This is a genomic window from Kribbella sp. NPDC051137, from assembly GCF_040682535.1.
Classification (GTDB): domain Bacteria; phylum Actinomycetota; class Actinomycetes; order Propionibacteriales; family Kribbellaceae; genus Kribbella; species Kribbella karoonensis.
The window spans coordinates 424,679-441,691 of record NZ_JBFBBI010000005.1 but is presented as its reverse complement, the minus strand read 5'-3'; the positions used below and the strand labels follow the sequence as shown (position 1 = coordinate 441,691).

The following is a 17,013-nucleotide window of genomic DNA, read 5'->3' as shown; positions in this document are numbered from 1 at the left end:
CGGTGGCGGGGTCGCCGTAGCCTCCGTCCACGCGAGGGGAGAACCCCCGGCGTGGACGGTTCTCCGGCCGTGACAAGAGCTGAGAAGGAGCAACGCGAACGGATGACCCGCGCGGTGCGCGGGGGCGGTGCGCGGTGCGGGTGGGGGCGGGGTGGGTTGTCGGGGGTGGGTGGGAGGATTTGGGGGACGGCTCGGGTGAGGAGTGGTGTGGGGTTGTGGGACGTGGAGCAGGTGCTGGGGTTGGCGTCTGATGCTGCGTCCGCGAAGGCTGGGCAGGGGTTGGCCCGGGGGGAGAAGTGGTCCGGGACCGGCGCGACGGAGCGGGCCGTCTGGGGGTTGTGCCAGGGGAGCGGGAAGCAGCCGTACCAGACGGCTGTCGAGTTGGTGGGGCCGGCGTACAAGTGCTCCTGCCCGTCGCGGAAGTTTCCGTGCAAGCACGCGCTCGGGTTGATGTTGCTGTTGGCCAAGGGGGAGCTGGCGGCCGGGGACGAGCCTGACTGGGTGAAGAGCTGGCTGGACCAGCGAGCCGAGCGCGCCGAGCGGGCGGAACGGAAGCCTGGCGAGGTCGCGGATCCGCTCGCGGCGCAGGAACGGGCCGCGCGACGGGCGGACCGGGTGTCGGCGGGCCTCGCGGAGCTGGCCGGATGGCTGGACGACCAGGTGCGGGAGGGCCTCGGCGGTTTCGACCAACGCGCGTACGGCGAACTGCACCGGCTGGCCGCCCGCATGGTCGACGCACAAGCTCCCGGAGTAGCCGGAGCGGTACGCCGGGCAGCCGGCGCCGTCGGACGCGGCCACGGCTGGCCGGGCGAACTCCTCGAGGAGCTCTCGCTGATCCACCTGGTCGTCGCCGCCCATGCACGCCTCGGCGAACTGCCGCCGTCGCTCGCGGACACCGTCCAGTCGCGGATCGGCCGGCCGACCGAGACGGCCCGGGTCCGGCTGGAAGGTGAGCAGATCCAGGACGACTGGCTGATGCTCGGCCGCGTGATCGAACCCGACGACCGGCTCACCGTCCGCCGCGTATGGTTGCGCGGAGCAACGACCGGCCGGATCGGCCTGATCCTCACGTTCGCCGCGGCGGGCCGCCCGCTCGACCCGCTGCCGGCCCGTCCGGGCGAGGCGGTCCCGGGCACGCTGGCGTTCTACCCCGGCGCGCTCCCGATGCGGGCAATCCTCACGCAGACGGACCAACGCCGGCAGGCGCCACGCCCCCACGGTCACACCGTCCGGCAGGCGTTGACGTCGTACGTCGAATCGCTCGCCGCCGACCCGTGGAACGAACGGTGGCCGCTGGTGCTGCACGACGTACGTCCCGCCCGCAACGGCGACGGGTGGGCGCTCGTGGACGAGGCCGGTGACGGGCTGGAGATCCTGCCGGGCTGGGATCCGCTGAAGCTGCTCGCGGTCTCGGCGGGCGATCCGATCACCGTCGCCGCCGAGTGGAACCGGGCCGGCCTGCGCCCGATGACGTGCTGGCGCGACGATCGTCCGGTGCCGCTGTGAAGGGCTGGGACGGGCTGGTCAGTTCGATGCTGCTGGGGACCGATCGGCGGCCGGCGGACTTCGACGAGTTGCCGGACCACGTGCGGGAGCGGCTGGGTGACGGCGGGCTGCTGGATGCGGCCGCGCTGGCGACCGTGTACAAGCGGGCCGGGCGCAAGCCGCTGCGGGAGCTGACGCCGCTGGAGCCGGCCGGTGGTGAGGATCGGCCGTTGCCACGGACAGGTGCGGTACGGCGGCTGGCGGCGATGCTGGGCGGGTTCCAGACGGCGGCGTTGGGTGAGTGGCTGCGTACGGCGGACGCGAACGGGTGGGGTGTGCCGCCTGAGCATCTGCCGGCGTTGGCGGACTACGCGCGCAATCGTGCCGAGTACCGCCCGCTGGTGATCACGGCGGCCGGTCGGCGGGCGCGGTGGCTTGCGGAACTCAATCCGGAGTGGCGGTTCCTGCACGCAGCTGATGCCGAGAGCAACGACCCGCAGCTGTGGACACACGGGAACGCGATCCAGCGCAGGGCCTGGTTGCTGGGGCTGCGGCGGCGGGATCCCGGCGCCGCGCGGGAGGAGCTGGCGGAGGTGTGGCCGAACGAGTCGGCCGCCACGCGGGCCGACTTCCTCGGGCTGTTCGCGGACGGGTTGTCGCTGGGGGACGAGGAGTTCCTGGAGGCGGCGCTGGACGATCGCTCGCGGGAGGTACGGCGGGTCGCGGCGCGGCTGTTGGCGCGGTTGCCGGGGGCGCGGTACGGCGTACGGATGACCGAGCGGCTGCATTCGCACCTGGTGGAGTCGCAGGGCGTACTCGCCGTCGACCTGCCGCGGAGTTTGACCCCATCGATGGAGCGCGACGGGCTGGATTCGGTCAACCCAGAGGGGGTTGGGAAGCGCGCCTGGTGGTTCCACCAGATCGTCGCCAACACACCCCTGTCGTCCATGAACCTCGCCTGGCTCAAAACCCCCGTCGAAGGATGTGCCCCCGAAGTACTCCAGTCGGCCTGGACCGAGTCAGTCATCCGCGAGAGCACGCCAGAGGCGAGCCGGTGGGCGCGGGAGTTGTTGCTGGGGAACGCCAACACCGGTAGCCGGAATCCTGCCGAGTTGTTGCGACTGCTGCCGTCGAGCGAGTGGGCGCAGGCTGTGAACATCTTGCGGAGCAGTGTGGATGTTGCCGAGTTGGTGGGTGCGTTGCCGGTGCCGTGGCCTCCGGAGTTGGGGAGGATGGTGCTCGACCAGCTCGCCAAGGTCGGGACCAACCGGGCCTGGGCGCGGCTTGCGAGCATTGCGGCGCGGGCGGTGCCGCCCGACGTGCTGGACCATCCGATCACCCGCGACCCGAGCGGCGACGAGGACACCTGGCGCCGCCGGCTCGTCGAGACCCTGACCTTCCGCCGTGAGATGTACGAGGAGCTGACATGACCGAGGTTCTCCGCCCGCACGCGGAAGTCGAGTACGCCGACGAGCTGCAGGCGCTCCGCGCCGCCGACGACAAGCCCCGCCCGCCGGCCTGGCGGCTCTCCCCGGGCGCGGTCGTCACCTACCTCCTCGGCGGCAAGGCCGGCAGCACCGAGATCTCCCCGAAGTACGTCGGTCCGCGGCGGCTGGTCGAGGTCGCGGTCGCCACCCTCGCGACGGACCGCGCGCTGCTGCTGCTCGGCGTACCGGGCACCGCGAAGACCTGGGTCAGCGAGCACCTGGCGGCCGCGATCTCGGGCGACTCCACGCTGCTCGTCCAAGGTACGGCGGGCACCGCCGAGGAAGCGATCCGGTACGGCTGGAACTACGCCCAGCTGATCGCCCAAGGCCCCAGCGAGGCCGCGCTGGTGCCGAGCCCGGTGCAGCGCGCGATGACCGAGGCGAAGATCGCCCGGATCGAGGAACTGACCCGGATGCCGTCCGACGTCCAGGACGCGCTGATCACGATCCTGTCCGAGAAGACGCTGCCGATCGCCGAGCTGGCCACCGAGGTGATGGCCCGCAAGGGTTTCAACGTCATTGCCACCGCCAACGACCGGGACAAGGGCGTCAACGAACTGTCCAGCGCACTTCGTCGCCGGTTCAACACCGTCGTCCTGCCGCTGCCGGACTCGGCCGAGGACGAGGTGGAGATCGTGTCCCGCCGGGTCGCGCAGCTCGGGTCCGCGCTCGAGCTGCCGCAGCCCGACGACGCGCTGGACGAGATCCGCCGGGTGGTGACGATCTTCCGCGAGCTTCGCTCCGGGCGCACCGAGGACGGCCGGACCGCGGTCAAGTCGCCGTCCGGCACGCTCTCCACCGCGGAGGCGATCAGCGTGGTCACGGGAGGTCTCGCGCTCGCCGCGCATTTCGGCGACGGCGTACTGCGGCCGACCGACGTCGCGGGCGGCATCCTCGGCGCGGTGGTCAAGGACCCGTCGGCGGACCGGGTGGTGTGGTCGGAGTACCTGGAGACCGTGGTCCGCGAACGTGACGACTGGGCACCCTTCTACCGGGCCTGCCGAGAGATCTCCGGATGACCGTTCATCTGTTGGGGATCCGGCACCACGGGCCGGGGTCGGCGCGGGCAGTGGCGGTCGCGCTGGCGGAGCTCCGGCCGGACGTCGTGCTGATCGAGGGACCGCCGGAGGCGGACAAGCTCGTCGAGCTGGCGGCGTCGGAGGAGATGGAGCCGCCGGTCGCGTTGCTCGCCTACCCCGTTGACGACAGGGACGACTCGACGCGGGCGGCGTTCTGGCCGTTCGCGGTGTTCAGCCCGGAGTGGCAGGCGATCAGGTACGGGCTGGCGGCCGGGGTCCCGGTGCGGTTCTGCGATCTGCCGGCCGCGCAGCAGTTCGCCTCGTCGGGCGGGCGGTCCGCGGCGGCGACGGACCCGTTGGCGACGCTGGCCGCGGCCGGTGGGTACGACGACCCGGAGCGCTGGTGGGACGACGTGATCGAGTCGCGACGGGACGGCGCCGAACCGTTCACGGTGATCGCGGACGCGATGCGCGAACTGCGGCACGGCGAAGAGGCGGCAGGCCGGGAGGCGCAGCGGGAGGCGTACATGCGCACCGTGCTGCGGAAGGCACAGAAGGAGGGGTTCGAGCGGATCGCGGTGATCTGCGGTGCCTGGCACGTCCCGGCGCTGGAGCTTCCGTTGCCGCCGGCAACACATGACCAGCGGATCCTGAAGGGCCTGCCGAAACGCAAGGTCGCCTGCACCTGGGTGCCGTGGACGCACGGCCGGCTGGCCGCGACCAGCGGGTACGGCGCCGGCATCACGTCGCCCGGCTGGTACCACCACCTGTTCACGGCGCCGGACCAGATCACCGCACGATGGCTCTCGAAGGTCGCCCAGGTACTGCGTGACGAGGACCTGCCGGTGTCCAGCGCGCACGTGATCGAGGCCGTCCGGCTCGCCGACACCCTTGCTGCCCTGCGCGAACGTCCACTCGCCGGCCTCAGCGAAGTCACCGAGGCCACGCGGGCCTTGCTGTGCGGCGGAAACGACGTACTGCTGGATCTCGTCACGCGGGAGGCGGTCGTCGGCGAGCTGCTGGGGTCGGTCCCTGGAGCGACACCGCAGGCGCCGGTCGCGGCGGACTTCGCGGCACAGGTACGGCGGTTGCGGATGAAGCGGGACGCCGCGGAGCGTGTGATCGAGCTGGACCTGCGGAAGCCGAACGACCTGGAGAAGTCCAGACTCCTGCACAGGTTGCGGATCCTCGGCGTCGATTGGGGAGTGCCGGCCACGGACGAGCGCCGCGCGCAGGGGACGTTCCGCGAGATGTGGCGGCTCGCGTGGGACCCGGGGCTGGAGGTGGAGCTCGTCGCCGCGGGGGCGCACGGCACGACGGTGCTCGGCGCCGCGACGACCGTGATGCTGAAGGCCGCCGACTCCACCACGCTGGCTGAGGTCACCGCCGCGCTGGAGAAGTCGCTGCTCGCCGACCTCGCGGACGCGCTGCCGCCGCTGCTGCAGGGCATCGACACCCGCGCCGCGGCCGACGCCGACGTGGGCCATCTGATGGCGGCGCTCCCTTCGCTGGCACGAGCTTCGCGGTACGGCGACGTGCGCGGGACCGATACGGCCGGGCTGGCTGCGGTCGCGGGGCGGATGGTGTCGCGAGTGTGTGCGGGCCTGGCGCGGACGGTCCACGGGCTCGATCCGGATGCCGCTTCCGCCGTACAGGAGCTGATCGACGGCGTGCAGGACGCTACGGCGCTGCTGGCCGAGGACGTGCGGGCGGAGTGGCTGAACACCCTGCAGGGATTGAGTGATCGGCTCTCGGTGCCGCCGTTGATCCGCGGGCGGTTGACGCGGCTGATGCTGGACACGTCGCGGCTGCCGGACGGCGAGGTCGCGCTGCGCCTCGGACGGTCGCTGTCACCTGGTACGCCGACGGCGGACGCGGCCGGGTACGTCGAGGGGTTCCTGGCCGGCGGCGGGTTGTTGCTGGTGCACGACGAGCGGTTGCTCGCGCTGGTGGACGCGTGGCTCGGCGGGATTCCGGACGACGCGTTCGTGGAGGTGTTGCCGTTGTTGCGGCGGACGTTCGGGACGTTCGCGGCGCCGGAGCGGCGGACGATCGGGTCCCGCGCCCGGGTGCTGAGCGATCCGTCTTCGATGGTCGTTGCCGATGACAACGAGCTGGACGCCGAGCTGGCCGCGACCGCGCTGCCCGTGGTGGCACAGCTCTTGGGGGTCTCGTGAGTTCGGAGGAACGCCTCCGCCGGTGGCGGCTCGTGCTCGGCGCGGAGGCCGAGGAAGAGACGGGTACGACGCTGTCGAAGGCCGATCAGTCCGTCGACGCCGCGTTGGCCGCGCTGTACGACACCGGTGAGAGTTCGGGGACCCAGCGGGCCTCCGGGCTGGGGTCGTCGGCGCCGCGGGTGGCGCGCTGGCTGGGGGACATCCGGCAGTACTTCCCGAGCACGGTCGTCCAGGTGATGCAACGGGACGCGGTCGAGCGGCTCGGGATCACCCGGATGCTGATGGAGCCGGAGCTGCTCGGCGCCGTCGAACCCGACGTACACCTGGTGTCCACGCTGCTCGCGCTCAACGAGGTGATGCCGGAGGAGACCAAACAGACCGCACGCGAGGTCGTCGGGCGGGTGGTCGCCGAGCTGGAGGCGCGGCTCGCGGAGCGGACCCGGGCCGCGGTGACGGGCGCGCTCGACCGGGCCGGGCGTACGTCGCGGCCGCGGCACTCGGACATCGACTGGGACCGCACGATCCGGGCGAACCTCAAGCATTTCTCGCCGGCGCTCGGGACGATCGTGCCGGACCGGCTGGTCGGGTACGCGCGCCGCAACCACAGCGTGCAGCGGGACATCGTGCTGGCGATCGACCAGTCCGGGTCGATGGCCGAGTCGGTCGTCTACGCGGCGCTGTTCGGCGCGGTGCTCGGGTCGATCCGCACGCTGCGGACCTCACTCGTGGTGTTCGACACCGCGGTCGTGGATCTGACCGATCAGCTGGAGGACCCGGTCGACGTACTGTTCGGGACGCAGTTGGGCGGCGGGACGGACATCAACCGGGCGCTCGCGTACTGCGAGGAGCTGGTCACCAAGCCCGCCGAGACGGTGCTGGTGCTGATCTCGGACCTCTACGAGGGCGGCGTCCGCGAGGAGCTGCTCCGGCGGGCGCGCTCGCTGGTCGAGTCCGGCGTACAGGTGATCGCACTGCTGGCACTCGCGGACTCCGGGACCCCGTCGTACGACGCGGAGAACGCGGCCGCGCTGGCCGACCTCGGCGTACCGGCGTTCGCCTGCACTCCGGACCAGTTCCCGGACCTGATGGCGGCGGCGATCCGGCACGAGGACATCACTACCTGGGCAGCGACCAACATTGTGTGAGGACATCATGGTGATCGACGAGATCCGGCCGGACGAGTACGACCGGGCGGCCGAGCTGTGGGAGGCGTCGGTGCGGGCGACGCACGACTTCGTCACCGAGGCGGACCTGGACGTGTTCCGGCCGTTGGTGCGGGCGTCGTTCGGCGAGATCGCGCAGCTGGCGGGGCTGCGGGAGGACGGGCGGCTGATCGGGTTCATCGGGGTCGAGGACGGGAACGTCGAGATGCTGTTCCTCGACCCGTCGTACCGCGGCCGCGGCGGCGGGAGCCTGCTGCTGGAGCACGCCTTCACGCACTTCGCCGCCACGTCGGTCGACGTCAACGAGCAGAACCCGCAGGCCGTCGGGTTCTACGAGCACCACGGTTTCCGCTTCGTGTCCCGCAGTACCCACGACTCCACCGGCAAGCCGTACCCGATCCTGCACCTGACGCGTTAGCCGGCGATCTCGAGGATGTCGATGGGGGTGTGCGGGTCGGCCTCGGCGAACCGGAGGGCCCACCGGACGGCCTCCTCCTTGGAGTCGACGCGGATGATCGAGACGCCGGCGACGAGCTCTTTGGTCTCCGCGAACGGGCCGTCGATCACGCGCGGCTGACCCGGCGCCGGGAAGGTCACGCGGGCGCCGCGGGAGCTCGGCATCAGCCCCTCGCCGAGCACCAGCACGCCGGCCTGGCGCATCTCCTCCAGCACCGCGTCGGCGCGCTCGAGGATCTCCGGATCCGGCGGGTTCCCGGCTTCCAGGCTGTCGTTGGTCTTGTGCAGCAGCATGTACCTCATAAAGCAGACCTTAGTGCGGTCCAGAACGCTTCCGGGACCGTGAGCGAGTGCCACGCCACCGCCTCCGCGATCTCCCGCGGGCTGCGCGCCCCGACCACCACGGCCGGTACGGCGGGATGCCGCAGCGGGAACTGCAGCGCCGCCGCCAGCAGCGGTACGTCGTACGCCCGGCAGACCTCCCGCAGTACCTCGATCCGCCGCAGCACGTCTCGCGGGACCCGCGCGTACCCGTGCGGGATGCCGTCCGCGGTGTCCGCGAGCACCCCGCCCTGGAACACCCCGGCCGCCAGCACCGCCACGCCGTACTTCCGGCACAACGGCAGCAGCTCGTCCGCCCCGGACCGGTCGAGCAGCGTGTACCGCCCGGCCAGCATCACCAGGTCCGGGCCGCCGTCGGTCTCGCGGACGAACCGCGCCGCGACGTCGGCATGGTTGACCCCGAGCGAGATCGCCCGGATCGTGCCGCGCCCACGCAGCTCGGTCAGCGCCCGGAACGCCTCGGTCGACGCCCGCGGGAAGTCCAGTTCGGGGTCGTGGACGTGCAGGACGTCGATCCGGTCGATCCCCATCCGCTCCAGACTCGCCTCGAACGAGCGGATCGTGCCGGCGTACGAGTAGTCCAGCCGCGGCCCGACCCCCGCGGGCGGCTCCGCCCAGATCGGCTGCAGCTCCGGGCCGCCGGGCTCGATCAGCCGGCCGACCTTCGTACACAGCACGAACTCGTCCCGCGGCCGCCCGCGGAGCGCCAGCCCGGCGCGCTGCTCGGACAGCCCGTACCCGTACACCGGCGCAGTGTCGAACAGCCGCACGCCCAACTCCCACGCCCGGTCGATCGTCGCCACCGCCTGCTGCTGCGGAACCGCCGCGAACATCCCCCCGACGGAGGCGAGCCCCAGGCCCAGCTCACTGACCCGCAACCCCGTCCGCCCCAACTCCACCGTCCGCATACGCCGGACGTTAGACGGCGCCACCGACAATGGAGCTCGGGGCGTAGTAGCTGCCCGGGTCGTCGCACAGCGGTGCCTCGGTGAGCTGTGCCGGATCCTGCAGCAGCAGCGCGTGACCCTTGGCGATCGCGGGCTCCAGGTACTCGTGGCCGGGCAGGTCCGCGACCGCGGTACGGCAGCCGAGTGCCATGCCCTCGAAGAGCGCCGTGGTCGAGACGCCGACCTGGTACGTCGCGGCCGCGAGCAGGTCAAGCGTGCTGCCACCCGTGGACAGCAGCACGCCGGACGGGATCGTGTAGTCGGCCGGGCGTTCGCTCGGGTGCAACCGGTACAGCACCTCCAGTTCGGGGTGCTGCGCGGCGATCGCCCCGGCGGTGCGGACGAGCTCGGCGCCGATCGTGCCCTGGGACAGGACGACCACGCGGTTGGTCTTCGGAGCGGGTGCCGGGAGGAACGGGGCGCCGGTGACCTTGGTGCGCATCCCCGCGGGCAGGTCCGCGACGTCGGTCCAGTACGACCCGAAGCACCAGAGCTCGTCCGGCTGATCGGCCACGTCCGGACGGCCCGGGTAGCTGTACCCGAGGTGGAACGGGCTGATCGCGCCGTGCTGGAGCTCGACCACCCGGATCCCTAGGTCGCGGGCCGCACCAACGATGTGCTGGTGGAAGTACGCGACCACGACATACACGGTCTCGATCCGGTGCTTCTTGAGGAGCGCACGATAGAGCGCCCGCAATCTTCGGTGTTTCGGTACTTCGCGGGCGAGCAGCGCCCCGATCGGGACCCGGACACCGGTGAGTTTCTCCAGCGCCTCGGCGGCGCCCCGGTCGTCGACCGCACCGCGGTGGACCGCGCCGGCCGCCGACGTGAAGAAGTCGAGGTTCTTGCTGCCGGGCAGCGGTACGCCGTTGATCCCGGAGTCCAGGACCAGCGCGCGGTCGCCGAGCAGCGCCCGGAGCTCGTCGGTGTAGATCTCGACACCGTTCGGTTTCCGCGGGTGCGGGACCACCAGCGCGTCGTACCGTCCGGGGAACGGGTTGCGGGTCACCACGCCGGCCACGTGCCGCGCGACCAGGGCAGCCTTGTCGTACGGCGTACGCCGTACCGGATGGGGAGCGCCGTGGATGCCGGAGCGACGGGTCAGCTCATGGAAGACGCGCATCCGGATGATCGGCCAGGGATGCATCCCCCTGATCTGCCACCTCAGCAGGTCCAGGTCCTGCTCGACCGTCGAGATCGCCCGGCACAGCTCCGCCACCGTCGGCCGAACCGTGCCGTTCCCGGTACTCGTCATGGTTGATCCCTACTATCCCGGCGAGACTACCGACGCCCGAGAAGAACCGGCGGACTGCCTTCAGCAGGTGCGTCTTCCGGCCGAGCAACAGCCCGGCGAGGGCGAGCCCGAACGCCGAGACCACCCGGGCCGAAGCATAGGCCAGCACCAGTACGTAGCTGATCGCGCCCGGGCGGATCAGCAGCCGGCTGATGGTGTCGCCGCTGCCGGAGCGGAACGCCCGCCGTACCAGCCAGCGCAGCGTCGTCCGGCCGACCGGGACGTCCTCGGAGATACACGCCTCCTCGCACCACACGATCCGGAACCCGGCGCGGTGCACGCGGAGGAAGAAATGCAGGTCGCTGGAGCCGGTGTACCGGAACGCGGGGTGGAACCCGGGCGTGACCGCGTGGTACACCCGGCGGCTCACCAGCGTGTTGTTCGTGTACGCCTTCTTGAGTTCCTCGCCGGTCGCGTGCCGGCCGGTCGAGTCGTGCACGTCGCTGTAGTGGTTCCAGGGCGGCGCTCCGGCCGGGAGGGTGCCCTTCACGGGTCCGGTGACGACGTCGGCGCCGGTGGTCTCCCAGGCCTTCAGCAGCGTCGCCAGCCAGCCGGGCGGGGCGACCTCGTCGTCGTCCACGAAGATCAGTGCGTCGTCGTTCCAGCACAGCTCGACGGACCGCTCCCGGGCGAAGGGGATCCCCGGCTCCGCTTCCACCACCGACTCGATCGGGTACGGCGTACCCTCCCCGAACTCCTCCAGCACCCGCGCCGCCGACCCATCCGCGTCGTTGTCCACCACCACGATCCGGATCGAGTAGTCCGTGTCCGCCGGCAACTCCTGCGCCTGCAAACTCGTCAACAACCCCCGCAACAGAGCAGGTCGCCTGAAGGTAATCACCGCAATGGCGACGCAGGTGCTCATGGCGCCCGAGACTATCGGTCCCCACCAGCATCCACCCAGTCACCAACCGTATCTACGAGCCGCATGTGCGTTTCCCCACCCCAAAGGACACCCCGGAAATGACACCGCTTCGCGGCGGCTGTTGTTTCGCGCCTTCGGCGGGGCCGGGGAGGTGGTCGTGGGCGGAGGTGGTGGTCGTGGGGTGCTGTGGTGGGTGGTGCGCCCGGAAATGACACCGCTTCGCGGCGGCTGTTGTTTCGCACCTTCGGCGGTGGCGGGGAGGTTGCAGCTGGGAGGGGGCTCGCGGGGCGTTGGAGCCGAGGGTGTGTGGCGTCGCGGTTGGTCGGGTGGCTGTGGGTTCTGCGCCTGCGAGGGGTTCGGGTTCCGCGCCGCTCAGGCGTCCGACGGGTCGGGTTCCCAGCCTGTTTGTTGGGACCAGGTGTCGGCTTGGCGGATTGTTTGCCAGAACCAGGGGAGCTTGCCCTCCGTGTAGGCCGTGCGGTCGTCGGGGTGGGCGGTGGCGAGGCGGCGTTTCAGGTGTTCGTACGGCGGGAGTTCGGCGGGATGGGTGCGGAGGTAGTCGCGGAGGAGCAGGGGGAATTGCTGGGAGAACGAGCCGAGTTTGCGGACGTGGATGTGCGTGCGCGGGGTGCCGGGCGGTTCGCGGAAGTAGCGTTTGGTGCGTTCGGGGTTGTCGGCGCGGTATACGTATCCAAGGCCTTCGAGCGGCACCCGGAACAGGTCCACCGGCTCCAGCGCGGCGACCGAGATCTGGATGTCGACGATCGGCTTCGCAGCGAGACCCGGCACCGCAGTGGAGCCGATGTGGTCGATCCGGAGCGCCACCCCGCCGAGGGCGGACCGCAACTCCCGCCCGACCTCGGCGAACCGCCGGACCCACGCCTCGTCGTACGGCTCGATCACGATCATGAGCGAGCGGGGAGCTTGGTGTCGAGCGCCTTCAGCCCGGCCGCCAGCAGCAGGCCCAGGACCAACACGAACGCCGCGTTGCGGAGTGCGGTCGCCAGTCCGACGTCGTTCACGTCGAGGAACTGATACGGATACCAGTGCGTGAACGCGCCCTGCGTGAAGATGTACACGAGCCACGCCGCAAGCGTCGTCCACGGCGAGATGTAGTGGAAACCGATCGTTGCCGCCAGCGCCCACCCGGTGAGGTGGACCTGCGGTGCGAGGACGATCGCGAACACCAGCCCGGTGATCACGATCCCGAGCAGCGAGTCCAGTCGTACCACCGGCCACAACGCGCCGTCCCGCAGCGGCCGCAGTACCAGCGCCACCGCTGCCGCGAGCACGATCAGGTTGCTCTGGATCGTGAAGAAGCTGAACAACCGCCACAGCCGCGTCCCGAGCCCGACCGCGGTGCCGCTGTCACCGGAGTTCGCGTCCTCGCCGCCGGTGAGGATCAGCACCAGCTGGATCACCAGCGACACGAGGATCACCGCGGCGATCCCGGCCTGCACCCACCGTGAGAGCCTCGACACCCTCGTCATTGTCCGAAGCGACGAGCTTCCACCCGGCGAGGCGCGCCGTACTCGCGCCATACCGCCTTCCCTGGGATTGCCGCGATGATGACGACGACGAACGCCGGCAACGACATCGCCGTCAGCAGGCACAGTGTCACTCCCTCGTACAGAATCATCGGAGGACTCCTAGTCGACAGGTACGACGGAAATGAGGGTGAGCCCGAGGTCGCGGATCCGGGCGAGTACGCCGTGCAGCGCGGACTGGTCGGTGACCGCGCCGCGGAGCGTGGTGGTGCCGTCGGGCTCGGCAATGACGGTGAAGTCGGCGAACCAGCCGGACCAGCGCGGGTCGATCCGGCCGGCGACGCGCAGCTCGTACATCAGGCCCGCCGCCGGACGACGTACTCGGCGATCGCGGCGTTGACCGCCCAACCCGCGCTGATCGAGAGCGCCGTACTGAGCTCGCCGGTCCCGAACAGACCCTGCCCCACACCCTGCGTCAGCACCTGCGTCCCGGCACCGAGACCGAGCGCGTACGCGCGGATCATCCAAGCTCGGTGTACTCGGATCGCGCCTTGGCGGATCGCGCGGATGCCGAGGACCAGGCAGCTGCCCATCGCGCTCGCGACGACGAGGCGGACCCCCCACAGCACCGGCCCGCCCGGAGCGCCGGAGTAGAACAGGGTCATCCACAGCCCCGAGCCGGCCACGAGCAGACCGGCGGCGACGAGCACGCGCCCCGCCCGCCGATGCCAGTCGCGATGGGTACGCCGTATCCGGGAGGAGAACTGGAACGCTCCGACGACCGCGTACGCCGCGGCGCCGACGACATGCACGACGACCGGCGCCGGTGAGGCGTCGATGCGCGGGTTGTCCGGCATCAGGGCCGGTCCGCCGGCGACCTCGATCAGCCGGAGCGTCCCGGAGGCCAGCGGGACGATCGTCAGCAGTACCAGCGTGAACGGGACCCAGAGATCCGAACGCGCGGTCCTCACGGCGCGACCGCGACAGGTTGCCGGGCGACGGTCGTCGTCTGCCAGAGCGAGATGCCGAGACCGATCATCGCAAGACCGTTGGGGTAGGCCAGCAGGCGGTAGAACGCATCGGGCATCACGGACAGCGCCGCCGACACCAGGCCGCCGACCGCGAGCAGTACGGCGGCCCACCGCGCCACGACCCGTGCGCGGAACAGGGCGATCCCGAGCAGCAAGCCGCCCACCAGGTAGGCGATTCCCTGCAGTTGCAGCACCACTCGCAGTGGCCCGATGTCGCCGACCGGGTGGCCGCCGGTGGAGGCGGCGAGGACGTCGCTCACGTACGCCGGGTTCGCGCCGGCGATCGACGGCAGCACGTACCCCGAGACGAAGGTCGTCGCGAGGATCGACAGGTAGCCGAGGCTGAGGACGAGGTACCCGACCAGGCCGAGGAGACCGTTGCGGCGGATCTGGCTCAGGTACAGACCGGCGATCCCGGCCAGTGCGAGCGACGCCATCACCAGCTTCATCGTGGTCCGCACGAACAGTTCGGTGGTGACGATCGAGTGCACGTCCACGTGCGGGTGGCCGATCTGGACGCCGATGAAGATCGCTCCGGCGGCGGCCGCGGCGGTGCCCGCCGCGCGGGTCAGGTCGGTGGTCGTGATGTTCATGTCCGAACTCCCTTGTTTGTCAGGTGTTCGGAACGTAGGTCGCGAGGTGGTGAGCCGGCGTCACCACATCTGGTGATATCTACAGCAGACCGCGTTCCCGGGCCCGGCGGACTGCGCCGGAGCGGGTGGTCGCGCCGAGTTTGGTGAAGATGCGCTTGGTGTGGGTGCGCAGGGTGTTGAGCGACACGTAGAGGTGGCGGGCGATCTCCGGCCCGGTGAGCTCGGTGTCGAGGAGGCGCAGTACGTCGAGCTCGCGATCGGTCAGCGGGTCGACCATCGCGACCGGCTGTGGGACGGCGAGTCCCTCGTCGAGCAGTAGCCGCTTGTACTGCTGAGGTTCCGGTGTTTCCGAAAACGTTTGACGCAGGATTTCCAGGGCTCCCGCCCGGTCCCCGCCGACCTGCAGCGCGAGCGCTCGCAGTACGCCGATCTCCAGCAGGCTGCCCGCGCGCCGTCCGGCCGCGTCCGCCTGCAATTCGTCGAGCAGCCCACGGACGTCCTCGCCGCGGCGGATCATCAGCCGCGCAACGGTAAGCCGGCCGTACTCGTTCAAGTAGGAAACCGTGTTCGGAATGTCGTGCGCCCACGCCTCGGCCGCGGTCAGGTCACCGGCCGCGATGTGGATGCGGGCCCGTAGCGCGGCGATCGGCCGTACGTCGGGGTACGAGCCGGGGCGGTACCGGCGTTCTGCCTCGTCGAGCAGCCGTACGGCGTCCGCGAAATCGCCCTGGGCCGCCCGGACTTGGGCCATCACGACGTACCAGCGATGCCGGTTCTCGGTGATCGATCCGTGTTCCGACAGCGTTTTCGCGAGCTCGAGGTGGGCCTCCGCGCTGTCCAGGTCGTCCAGTTCGCGGTCAAGCTCGGCCAGACCGACGTGCAGGTCGGCCGTCACGCGTGGATACGGCGGACCGTTCCGAACAGCGTTTTCCAGCGTTTCCGAATACGTTTTCCTGGCCCGCGACGGCCGTCCCGCTGCCATCCAGAGGTCGCCCAGCACGATCGCAGCGTCCTGCTCGTCGACCCGGTTGCCGGCCGCGTGCAACTCGCGCACGGCCGACGCGAACGTCGCTAACGCGTCCGCGACGTCACCGTTCGCCCACGCGGCCAGCGCGACGAACCCGCCACCGGCACCACGGACGAAGTGGTCCTCAGGACCCGCCAGCTCCAGCGCCCGCTCTGCGAACCGCACGGTGGCCTCGACCTCACCCCGCGCCTGCGCCAGCGCTGCCCGGTAGATCAGCACCATCGCCGGCGCCGTCCGGAGGTCCTCCGTGTCCGCCCACAGCTCGGGATCTCCGGCGGCCAACGCGGCGTCAGCGTCGTCGAGCCGCCGCTCCATCCCGTCGAGCTCCCCGGCCGTCATCGCCGCCCACGCGGCAACGACGCTCAACACCGGATTCCGCCGTACGACGGAATCCGGCAGCGCCCCGATCCACTCGAGCAGCAGCGCGTCCTGTCGCGTACGCCGTACCTCGGGCACCGCTTCCTCGACCAGGCGCCCGGCCCGTTCGTGATCGCCGGCGGCCAACGCATGCCGTACCGCCTCGGCTGTCGAACCGTTCCCGGTGTACCACTCGCTCGCCGCCCGGTGCAGGCGCGGCAGCTCCTCAGGACGCTCAGCCTGCAGGCGTGCCCGCAGTACGTCGCGGAACAGGTGGTGGTAGCGGTACCAACTCCGGCCGGCGTCCAGCGCGACCAGGAACACGTTGGCGCGATCCAGTTCCTCCAGCACCCGCCCGCCCGCCGTCTGGCCGGTCACAGCATCACAGAGGGAGCCTGTCAGCCGATCGAGCACGGACGTACGTAACAAGAACTCCCGCACCTCCGCGCGCTGCCGGGTCAGCACCTCGTCGGCCAGATAGTCGATGACAAATCGATGGCTGCCGGTGAACGCCTCGATGAAGCCCGCCGCGTCGGACACACCACGCAGCGTCAGCCCCGCCAGCTGAAGTCCTGCTGCCCACCCCTCGGTCCGGTTCTCCAACGCCTCAACGTCCTCAGGAGCCAGCCGCAACCCCATCACGTCGTTGAGAAACGCCCCCGCCTCGGCCGCGGCGAACCGCAGATCGTCCACGCGGAGCTCTGTCAACTGCCCCCGACTACGCAACCGAGGCAGCGGAAACGGCGGGTCCGCACGAGTCGAAACGACCAGATGCAGCTGGTCCGGCAGATTGTCGAGCAGGAACGCCACGGCCTCGTGGACGTCGAGCGACTCGATCACGTGGTAGTCGTCCAGCACGAGCACCGCGTTGCAGTCCGGCTGCTCCGCGTAGTCGTTGACCAGGGCCGTCAGCGCAGCCGTAACAGGTACGTCGCCCTGCGGCTGAGCGACTCGGATACCGGGCAAGGCGGCCCAAAGGTGCGTCAGGAACCGCGGCAGCGCGTTGTCGCCGGCGTCCAGCGACAGCCACCCCGCCCGTTCCTGCCGCCCGACCCAGTCGCCGACCAGGGTCGTCTTCCCGAAACCGGCCGGAGCCGAGACCAGCGTGAGCCGATGCCCGCGATCCAGCGTGCTGTCCAGTCGCTCCGCCAGCCACGGCCGCGCCACCAGCCCGGACCGCCGAGCCGGTGGGAACAGCTTCGTGGCGATCACCCCCGTCGACACGGTGCGATCATAAGGCCGGAAACCTGTAACGCCGAGGGGTCTCCCAACGATTTAGGACC

Annotated in this window: 17 protein-coding genes; 6 read left to right on the top strand and 11 right to left on the bottom strand. The window is 70.8% G+C overall.

The features are described 5' to 3' along the window. Positions 1 to 195: 195 nt before the first annotated feature. From AB0M51_RS28070 to AB0M51_RS28045, 6 genes are read left to right on the top strand one after another with little or no spacing between them, the layout of a single operon-like run. On the top strand, positions 196 to 1,506 hold the full coding sequence (locus AB0M51_RS28070) for an SWIM zinc finger family protein (RefSeq protein WP_344188580.1): 1,311 nt from the start codon (positions 196 to 198) through the stop codon (positions 1,504 to 1,506). After that, entirely contained in the window at positions 1,503 to 2,915 is a 1,413-nt protein-coding gene (locus tag AB0M51_RS28065) for a DUF5691 domain-containing protein (protein ID WP_344188579.1), read from the top strand. Before AB0M51_RS28070 ends, AB0M51_RS28065 begins: the two co-directional genes overlap by 4 nt. Further along, the gene (locus AB0M51_RS28060; RefSeq protein WP_344188577.1) at positions 2,912 to 3,991 is read left to right on the top strand and encodes an AAA family ATPase; all 1,080 of its coding nucleotides are present in this window, start codon (positions 2,912 to 2,914) and stop codon (positions 3,989 to 3,991) included. The genes AB0M51_RS28065 and AB0M51_RS28060 overlap by 4 nt, the downstream gene beginning before the upstream one ends. Beyond that, on the top strand, positions 3,988 to 6,168 hold the full coding sequence (locus tag AB0M51_RS28055) for a DUF5682 family protein (protein ID WP_344188575.1): 2,181 nt from the start codon (positions 3,988 to 3,990) through the stop codon (positions 6,166 to 6,168). The genes AB0M51_RS28060 and AB0M51_RS28055 overlap by 4 nt, the downstream gene beginning before the upstream one ends. Next, positions 6,165 to 7,313 (top strand): VWA domain-containing protein, encoded by a 1,149-nt coding sequence (locus AB0M51_RS28050; RefSeq protein ID WP_344188574.1) that lies wholly within the window; start codon positions 6,165 to 6,167, stop codon positions 7,311 to 7,313. Before AB0M51_RS28055 ends, AB0M51_RS28050 begins: the two co-directional genes overlap by 4 nt. Before the next feature lie 7 nt (positions 7,314 to 7,320). Next, positions 7,321 to 7,749 carry a GNAT family N-acetyltransferase gene (locus AB0M51_RS28045; RefSeq protein ID WP_344188573.1) on the top strand — a complete coding sequence of 143 codons (429 nt, stop codon included), beginning with the start codon at positions 7,321 to 7,323 and terminating at the stop codon, positions 7,747 to 7,749. Here AB0M51_RS28045 and AB0M51_RS28040 read toward each other — a convergent pair. The 11 genes from AB0M51_RS28040 to AB0M51_RS27990 form a co-directional block, all read right to left on the bottom strand. Continuing rightward, positions 7,746 to 8,090, bottom strand: a complete 345-nt coding sequence (locus tag AB0M51_RS28040; RefSeq protein WP_344188572.1) for a YciI family protein — start codon at positions 8,088 to 8,090, stop codon at positions 7,746 to 7,748. The genes AB0M51_RS28045 and AB0M51_RS28040 overlap by 4 nt on opposite strands. Next, positions 8,087 to 9,037 (bottom strand): aldo/keto reductase, encoded by a 951-nt coding sequence (locus AB0M51_RS28035; RefSeq protein ID WP_344188571.1) that lies wholly within the window; start codon positions 9,035 to 9,037, stop codon positions 8,087 to 8,089. The genes AB0M51_RS28040 and AB0M51_RS28035 overlap by 4 nt, the downstream gene beginning before the upstream one ends. A gap of 10 nt (positions 9,038 to 9,047) precedes the next feature. Next, complete coding sequence (locus tag AB0M51_RS28030) at positions 9,048 to 10,199, bottom strand: hypothetical protein (protein WP_344188700.1); 1,152 nt, start codon at positions 10,197 to 10,199, stop codon at positions 9,048 to 9,050. After that, positions 10,183 to 11,235, bottom strand: a complete 1,053-nt coding sequence (locus AB0M51_RS28025; protein WP_344188570.1) for a glycosyltransferase family 2 protein — start codon at positions 11,233 to 11,235, stop codon at positions 10,183 to 10,185. The genes AB0M51_RS28030 and AB0M51_RS28025 overlap by 17 nt, the downstream gene beginning before the upstream one ends. Before the next feature lie 372 nt (positions 11,236 to 11,607). After that, entirely contained in the window at positions 11,608 to 12,144 is a 537-nt protein-coding gene (locus AB0M51_RS28020; protein ID WP_344188568.1) for a GrpB family protein, read from the bottom strand. Beyond that, on the bottom strand, positions 12,141 to 12,716 hold the full coding sequence (locus AB0M51_RS28015; protein ID WP_363751183.1) for a Pr6Pr family membrane protein: 576 nt from the start codon (positions 12,714 to 12,716) through the stop codon (positions 12,141 to 12,143). Before AB0M51_RS28015 ends, AB0M51_RS28020 begins: the two co-directional genes overlap by 4 nt. A 5-nt stretch (positions 12,717 to 12,721) precedes the next feature. After that, the gene (locus AB0M51_RS28010) at positions 12,722 to 12,874 is read right to left on the bottom strand and encodes a hypothetical protein (protein WP_363751181.1); all 153 of its coding nucleotides are present in this window, start codon (positions 12,872 to 12,874) and stop codon (positions 12,722 to 12,724) included. A 10-nt stretch (positions 12,875 to 12,884) separates the two neighbouring features. Further along, positions 12,885 to 13,079 carry a hypothetical protein gene (locus tag AB0M51_RS28005; protein WP_344188565.1) on the bottom strand — a complete coding sequence of 65 codons (195 nt, stop codon included), beginning with the start codon at positions 13,077 to 13,079 and terminating at the stop codon, positions 12,885 to 12,887. Then, positions 13,079 to 13,693 carry a DUF2306 domain-containing protein gene (locus tag AB0M51_RS28000; RefSeq protein ID WP_363751178.1) on the bottom strand — a complete coding sequence of 205 codons (615 nt, stop codon included), beginning with the start codon at positions 13,691 to 13,693 and terminating at the stop codon, positions 13,079 to 13,081. The genes AB0M51_RS28005 and AB0M51_RS28000 overlap by 1 nt, the downstream gene beginning before the upstream one ends. Continuing rightward, positions 13,690 to 14,346: a hypothetical protein gene (locus AB0M51_RS27995; protein WP_363751176.1), complete on the bottom strand. Its 657-nt coding sequence runs from the start codon at positions 14,344 to 14,346 to the stop codon at positions 13,690 to 13,692. The genes AB0M51_RS28000 and AB0M51_RS27995 overlap by 4 nt, the downstream gene beginning before the upstream one ends. Positions 14,347 to 14,425: 79 nt before the next feature. After that, on the bottom strand, positions 14,426 to 16,954 hold the full coding sequence (locus AB0M51_RS27990; protein ID WP_363751174.1) for a LuxR C-terminal-related transcriptional regulator: 2,529 nt from the start codon (positions 16,952 to 16,954) through the stop codon (positions 14,426 to 14,428). Positions 16,955 to 17,013 lie beyond the last annotated feature (59 nt).